Source organism: Kitasatospora sp. NPDC059571 (genome assembly GCF_042735675.1).
GTDB lineage: Bacteria > Actinomycetota > Actinomycetes > Streptomycetales > Streptomycetaceae > Kitasatospora.
In genome coordinates this window covers 1-6,527 of sequence record NZ_JBHWBW010000445.1, presented here as the reverse complement: position 1 = coordinate 6,527, position 6,527 = coordinate 1, and the positions used below count along the sequence as shown (strand labels likewise).

7 protein-coding genes and 1 pseudogene are annotated in these 6,527 nt (G+C 75.7%); 1 reads left to right on the top strand and 7 read right to left on the bottom strand.

The window, feature by feature from the left end; all coding sequences use genetic code 11:
- The 7 genes and pseudogenes from ACFV0G_RS32390 to ACFV0G_RS32360 form a co-directional block, all read right to left on the bottom strand.
- Window positions 1-695 (bottom strand): annotated as a pseudogene (locus tag ACFV0G_RS32390) (hypothetical protein); the annotation flags it as partial.
- A 184-nt stretch (window positions 696-879) separates the two neighbouring features.
- The gene (locus tag ACFV0G_RS32385; RefSeq protein ID WP_380555726.1) at window positions 880-1,506 is read right to left on the bottom strand and encodes a GNAT family N-acetyltransferase; all 627 of its coding nucleotides are present in this window, start codon (window positions 1,504-1,506) and stop codon (window positions 880-882) included.
- Window positions 1,503-2,057, bottom strand: coding sequence for a molybdenum cofactor biosynthesis protein B (locus ACFV0G_RS32380; protein ID WP_380555719.1), 555 nt, complete (start codon window positions 2,055-2,057; stop codon window positions 1,503-1,505). Before ACFV0G_RS32380 ends, ACFV0G_RS32385 begins: the two co-directional genes overlap by 4 nt.
- A complete protein-coding gene (moaC, locus tag ACFV0G_RS32375; protein ID WP_380555723.1) occupies window positions 2,054-2,491 on the bottom strand; it encodes a cyclic pyranopterin monophosphate synthase MoaC in 438 nt (145 codons plus the stop codon). Before moaC ends, ACFV0G_RS32380 begins: the two co-directional genes overlap by 4 nt.
- 116 nt (window positions 2,492-2,607) lie before the next feature.
- Window positions 2,608-3,948, bottom strand: a complete 1,341-nt coding sequence (gene glp / locus ACFV0G_RS32370; protein WP_380555717.1) for a gephyrin-like molybdotransferase Glp — start codon at window positions 3,946-3,948, stop codon at window positions 2,608-2,610.
- Between the two features lie 23 nt (window positions 3,949-3,971).
- Entirely contained in the window at window positions 3,972-4,892 is a 921-nt protein-coding gene (gene galU, locus ACFV0G_RS32365) for a UTP--glucose-1-phosphate uridylyltransferase GalU (RefSeq protein WP_380555715.1), read from the bottom strand.
- Between the two features lie 55 nt (window positions 4,893-4,947).
- Window positions 4,948-5,829 (bottom strand): GGDEF domain-containing protein, encoded by an 882-nt coding sequence (locus tag ACFV0G_RS32360; protein ID WP_380555713.1) that lies wholly within the window; start codon window positions 5,827-5,829, stop codon window positions 4,948-4,950.
- Window positions 5,830-5,903: 74 nt separating this feature from the next.
- Here ACFV0G_RS32360 and ACFV0G_RS32355 point away from each other — a divergent pair, with 74 nt between their 5' ends.
- Window positions 5,904-6,497 (top strand): 5-formyltetrahydrofolate cyclo-ligase, encoded by a 594-nt coding sequence (locus ACFV0G_RS32355; protein WP_380555721.1) that lies wholly within the window; start codon window positions 5,904-5,906, stop codon window positions 6,495-6,497.
- Window positions 6,498-6,527 lie beyond the last annotated feature (30 nt).

The window sequence follows — 6,527 nt, the reverse complement described above, 5'->3', positions numbered from 1 at the left end:
TGACAGCCCGTGCGCCCCGCTGAGTGGGTGCCGGCCCGGGGCGGGGCGGTGACGGCCGCGACGGGCGCAGCGGCGGCCTCCGGCCCGGCGGTGCGGCGGTGCTGCTCGCGGGCGCGCAGGCGCTCGGCGGCCTGGGCGGCCCTGGCCCGGTCGATCTTGACCTCGTACCGCTGGCGCTCCAGCCGGCGCAGGTGGCCGATGTAGACGGTGAGCAGCACGGCCGGGAGGGCGGGCACCCAGATGAAGGCGACGCCGGCGACGGCCGCGACGACGGCGCCGAGGGCGAAGGCGAGGAAGAGCGCGGTGACCATGCGGCGGCGGCGGGCGAGCAGCCTGGCCCGGCGCTCGGGCACGGGGCGGTCGGCCGCGGGGCGGTCGGCCACGGCCGGCTCGGGGTGCTCGGCCGGGCTGCGGTCCGCCGGGGCCCGGTCGGCGGGGGCGTGCCCGGCCGGGGCGTCCTCGGCGGGCACGTCGTCGCCGGACCCGGCGGCGGCGCTCTCGCCGCTGCCCGGGTCCTCGTCCGCCGGTTCGTCGCCGGACTCGTCGGTGCGGGACCGGGACGCACGCCGCTCCAGCGCCGAGCGGCCTGCCAGCAGGCGGATCGCGGTACTGAAGCGTTCCGTCGGACGCGACTCGTTGAGCTCGTCCTGCCTGCGGAGCCACATCGGCACCAGATAGGCGGCCCAGGCTCCCACGATGACCGCGTAGATAAGGCCGCTACTGCTCACGATTCACACGGTACGGGGGCGGGGTAAGCGGTGGCAGCAATTTGGCGCGGCGTGTCGTGTGATCAAGCTGATTCTCCGACTAATTTGCCGGTGTTTGCCACCACTCGACCCGGGACCCGATGCCATATCGATATCTTTTTCGAACAAATATTCAATTACTGCTGCTGCGACCGCTTCTGATCCCCCGCCAGCGCGTCAGCATGCCCTCCGGAACCTCCTCGGCGGTGAGCGCATAGACCAGGTGGTCGCGCCAGTCGCCGTCGATGTGGAGATAGCGCGGCCGCATTCCTTCCTCGCGGAAGCCGAGCTTTTCCACCACCCGCCGACTGGGCCGGTTCTCCGGGCGGATGCACACCTCCAGACGGTGCAGGCCGAGGGTGCGGAAGCAGTGGTCGGTGGCGAGCGCGACCGCGGTCGGCATGATGCCCCGCCCGGCCACCTCCTCGTCGACCCAGTAGCCGACGTTGGCCGAGCACATCGATCCCCAGGTGATGCCGCCGACGGTCAGCTGGCCGACCAGCCGCCCCCGGTGGAGCACCGCGAAGGGCAGCATCCGGCCCGCCGCGGCCTCCCGGCGCAGATAGCGGACCATCTGCCGGTAGCTGGGCCGCGCCGCGCCGACCCGGCCGGCCGGCGCCGGCGGCACGGTGGCCTCCCAGCGCCGCAGCCAGTCCCGGTTGCGCCGGTTGGCGTCCTGCCAGGCCCGCTGGTCGCGGATCTTGATCGGACGGAGCGTGACGTCGCCCTCGGTGAGTTCGACCGGCCAGCCGGCGTTCAGTGCGCTCTCCCCGCCTCGGGGCCGGTCCCGGCCGGTCCGCCGCCGCTGGCGGCGGGCCGCGGGTGGTCGCCGCCGCGCAGCTGGTCGACGGCGTGTGCGAGCCGCGGGGCGAGGACGGCCAGCCCGTCCCTGACTCCGCCGGTGGAGCCCGGCAGATTGATGATCAGGGTACGTCCGGCCAGTCCCGCGAGGCCGCGCGACAGCGCCGAGGTGGGCACCTTCTCCCGGCCGTACGCACGGACGGCCTCGGCGATGCCGGGGATCTGCCGGTCGATCACCCGGGCGGTCATCTCGGGGGTGAGGTCCATCGGCGAGATGCCGGTGCCCCCGGTGGTCAGGACGACGTCGTACCCGGCGGCGACGGCCTCCCGCAGCGCCGCCTCGACCGGGTCGCCGTCCGGCACGACGCGCGGGCCGTCCACGGTGAAGCCCATCGCGCGCAGCCCCTCGGCCAGCAGCGGCCCGCCCTTGTCCTCGTACACACCGGCCGAGGCGCGGTTGGAGACGGTGACCGCCAGGGCCCGGCCGGCCGGTTCGCGGGGCGGCGTCACCGGGCGTCCCCGCGGTGCCAGTCGCCGCTCTTGCCGCCGGTCTTGGTGAGCACCCGGACGTCCTCGATCGCGGCCGCCTTGTCGACCGCCTTGACCATGTCGATGACGGTCAGGCCGGCGACGGCGACGGCGGTGAGCGCCTCCATCTCCACGCCGGTGCGGTCGGCCGTCCGCACGGTGGCGGTGATCTCCACCGCCTCGTCGGTGACCGCGAGGTCGACCGTGACCCCGGAGATCGCGATCGGGTGGCAGAGCGGGATCAGCTCGGGCGTCCGCTTGGCGCCCATGATCCCGGCGATCCGGGCCACCGCGAGGGCGTCGCCCTTGGGGACGCCCTCGCCGCGCAGCAGCTCGACCACCCGGGGGGCGACCCGCACCCGTCCGGCCGCCACCGCGGTGCGGACCGTGGCGGCCTTCTCGGAGACGTCGACCATGCGGGCGGCGCCGGTGTCGTCGACGTGGGTGAGGCGGTCGCCGGGGGGTGTGTCGGTCACGGGTCTGCTCCAGTGGCGCGGGTCGAATACCGCGCTACCGTACAGCCCCCGCCCGGCTACTCCGTGAGAAGGACCACAGCCACGTCGGCGCCGGCCTCCAGCGCGGTGGTGTCCTCGGGGACGGTGATCAGACAGTCGGCCCGGGCGAGTGCCCCCACCAGGTGCGATCCCTCGCCGCCGACCGGCGTGACGGTGCCGGCCGCGGGGCTGTAGCGGCCGCGCAGGAACTGCCGCCGTCCGGCCGGCGAGCGCAGCGCCTCGGTGCAGCGCGCCCGCACCACCGGGCGGTGCACGTCGGGGGCGCCGAGCATGGTGCGGATGACCGGGCGGACGAACAGCTCGAAGGAGATGTACGCGCTCACCGGGTTGCCGGGCAGGGCGAGCAGCGGGACGCCGGCGCCCTCGCCGATCCGGCCGAACCCCTGCGGCTTGCCGGGCTGCATCCGCAGCCGGCGGAAGTCGACGCCGCCGTAGGACTCGAAGACCTCCTTGACGACGTCGTAGGCGCCGACGCTGACGCCGCCGCTGGTGACCAGGAGGTCGGCCTGCCCGGCGTGCTCCGCCAGGACGGCGCGGAGCACGTCGGCGTCGTCGGGGACGCCGCCGACCCGGACGGCGACCGCGCCGGCGTCGCGGGCGGCCGCCGCGAGGGTGAAGCTGTTGGAGTCGTGGATCCGGCCGGGCCCGGCGCTCGTCCCGGGCTGGACGAGCTCGCTGCCGGTGGAGAGCACCACGACCCGCGGCCGGCGGCGGACGCGTACGGTGCCGCGGCCGATCGCGGCGAGCAGTCCGATCTGGGTGGGCCCGAGCACGGTGCCGGCCTCCAGCACCCGCTCGCCGGCCGCGACGTCGCTGCCGCGGCGGCGGATGTGCGCGCCCTCGGCGACCGGCCGCAGGACCCGCACCTCCTCGTCGGCCGCGGCGGCGCCCATCGCGTCGGCGGCCAGGCCGCTGCCGGTGCCGCCGTCGGTCCACTCGACCGGGGCGACGGCCTCGGCCCCGGGCGGCACCGGGGCGCCGGTCATGATCCGGGCGGCCTGGCCGGGGCCGACCTTGGGGAGCTCGGCGGCCCCGGCGGCGATGTCGCCGACCACGGACAGCACCGACGGGTAGGTGTCGGTGGCGCGCAGGGTGTCAGCGGTGCGCAGGGCGTAGCCGTCCATCGAACTGTTGTCGAAGGGCGGCAGGGCCGTGTCGGCGACCACGTCCTCGTCGAGCCGGCAGCCCTGGGCGTCGAGCAGGTCGGTCTCGGCCGGGGGCAGCGGCCCGACGGCGGCGAGGACGTCGGCGAGGTGCTCGTCGACCGTCCACAGGCGGGGCGTGACCGGGGCGCCGCGGTGCGGCCTGCCGGTGTCGTCGCAGCAGGGGTCGTCGCCGTTCGCGGGGCCCGCGGTCATCGCCTCACTCGCCTTCGGGTCGGTCAGCCGTTCATCTCGTGCGCGACGAACTGCTGGAGCCAGCCCCGGAACTCCGGGCCGAGGTCCTCGCGCTCGCACGCCAGACGGACGATAGCGCGGAGGTAGTCGGCGCGGTCGCCGGTGTCGTAGCGGCGCCCCTTGAACAGCACGCCGTGGACGGGGCCGCCGGCGGTCTCGTCGCGGGCCGCGAGCTCGCGCAGGGCATCGGTGAGCTGGATCTCGCCGCCGCGGCCGGGCGGGGTGTCGCGCAGCACGTCGAAGACGGTGGGGTCGAGGATGTAGCGGCCGATGACGGCGTAGTTGGAGGGCGCGTCCTCGGTGTCGGGCTTCTCGACGAGGTCGGTGATCCGGAAGACGTCGTCGCCGAAGCCGTTGGGCTTGACCGCGGCGCAGCCGTAGAGGTGGATCTGCGAGGGGTCGACCTCCATGAGGGCGACGACGGAGCCGCCGAGCTCCTGCTGGACCTCGATCATGCGGGAGAGCAGCGGGTCGCGCGGGTCGATCAGGTCGTCGCCGAGGAGGACGGCGAAGGGCTGGCCGGCGACGTGCTGCTCGGCGACGAGGACGGCGTGGCCGAGGCCCTTGGGGTCGCCCTGGCGGACGTAGTGCATGTTGGCCAGCTGCACGGACTCCTGGACGCGGCGCAGGCGGTCGTGGTCGCCCTTGCGGGCGAGCAGCTCCTCCAGCTCGTACGCGCGGTCGAAGTGGTCCTCCAGGGCGCGCTTGTTGCGGCCGGTGACCATCAGTATGTCGGAGAGGCCGGCGGCGGCCGCCTCCTCGACGACGTACTGGATGGCGGGCTTGTCGACGACCGGCAGCATCTCCTTGGGGGTCGCCTTGGTCGCGGGCAGGAAGCGGGTTCCGAGGCCGGCGGCCGGGACGACGGCCTTGGTGACGGGGGTGCGGGCGTTCGTCTTCGTCATGGGTCGACCTTACTAAGGCGATTTAGCGCCCACTGAGAGCGAGGTGAATCGGGTCTTAGACCCCGTCCCGTGCGACGACCGTGGCGGCAGCGGCAGCAGCGGTGCGGGCTCGGCCGGCCGAGGTGAGGGTGGCCCCGCCGACACAAGCGGACACACTACCCGGCCGGGGTGCATGCTCGGTCGGCTCGGGGGCGGCCTCGGCCGGGGCGCTGCGCCAGCAGTCGCCGCCGGCCCGCCGGGCCTCGCCCAGGGCGCTGTCTGCGGCCCGCAGCAGGACGGCCGCGTGGGCGCCGTCCCGGGGCATCACGGCGATGCCGACGGTGGCGGTGAGGCCGTTGTCGCCGGCCCGGCGCTCCCGGCCGCGGAGCCGGCTGTGCCCGGGCGCGGGGGCCGGGGCGGACCAGTCGAGCAGCCGGTGGCGCCGGACGGCCCAGCACAGCCGCTCGGCGACCTGGACGGCGCCCTCGGCCCCGGTGTCGGGGAGCAGCACCAGGAACTCCTCGCCGCCGTACCGGCCGAGGGTGTCGGAGCGGCGGATCTCGACGGCGAGCCGCTGGGCGAGGTCGCGCAGCACGGCGCCGGCCCGGCTGCGGCCGTGCTCGGCGACGACGGCGTCGAAGCCGGCGATCTCCAGCATCAGCAGGGCGAGCGGCCGCCGCTCGTCGGCGCCCTCGGCCCGGCGGGCCCGCTCGATCTCCTTGTCGAGGGTGATCTGCAGGTGGCGGTAGTTCCACACGCCGGTGAGCGGGTCGCAGGACGCGGTGCGCTGCAACTCGTCGCGTTCCTGCTGGAGTTCGCCGATCCGGCTGCGCAGCTCGGCCTCCCGCGCGGCGGCCGCGGCGGCACAGCGGCGCAGCCGCAGGCCGAGCAGCCCGGCACCGGCCACGGCGGGGGCCGCGAGCGCGGCGAGGGCCTCGACCAGGAGCGGGGTGGACATCCGGCGCCTTCCGCGTGTCAGGCTCGGGGCACCGATCGGTGCCGAGCTGTGGGGAACCCTTGACTGCCAATCCATTGCACAACGACAAGACTGCGCTGCGGTCACGCCTCTTGGCCGAACGGCGCGCGATGTCACCCGATCGGCGGGCAGCGGCGGCGGTCGCGATCGCCGGGCACGCGACGGACCTGGCGGCGCCGGGCGGGACGGCGGCGGCCTACGTGTCGGTGGGCGGCGAGCCGGGCACCGGGCCGCTGCTGGACGCGCTGGCGGCCCGCGGGGTGCGGGTGCTGCTGCCGGTGCTGCTGCCCGACAACGACCTGGACTGGGCCCGCTACGAGGGCCCGGCGGGGCTGGCGCCGGCCGGGCGGGGGCTGCTGGAGCCGACCGGTCCGCGGCTGGGGCCGGACGCGGTCTGCGGGGCGGCCCTGGTGCTGCTGCCGGGCCTGGCGGTGGACCGCCGCGGCCTGGGGTTGGGCCGCGGCGGCGGGAGCTACGACCGGGTGCTGGCCCGGCTGGCGGCCGCGGACGCCCGGCCGTACCTGGCGACCCTGCTGTACGACCACGAACTGCTGGCGGAGGTGCCCGCCGAGCCGCACGACCGGCCGGTGGATGCGGTGGTGACGCCGTCGGGTCTGCACCGGCTGGCGGGCGGCGGGCAGCGGGCGTGAACGCCCCCGGGGGGGGGGGGTGGGGGCGCC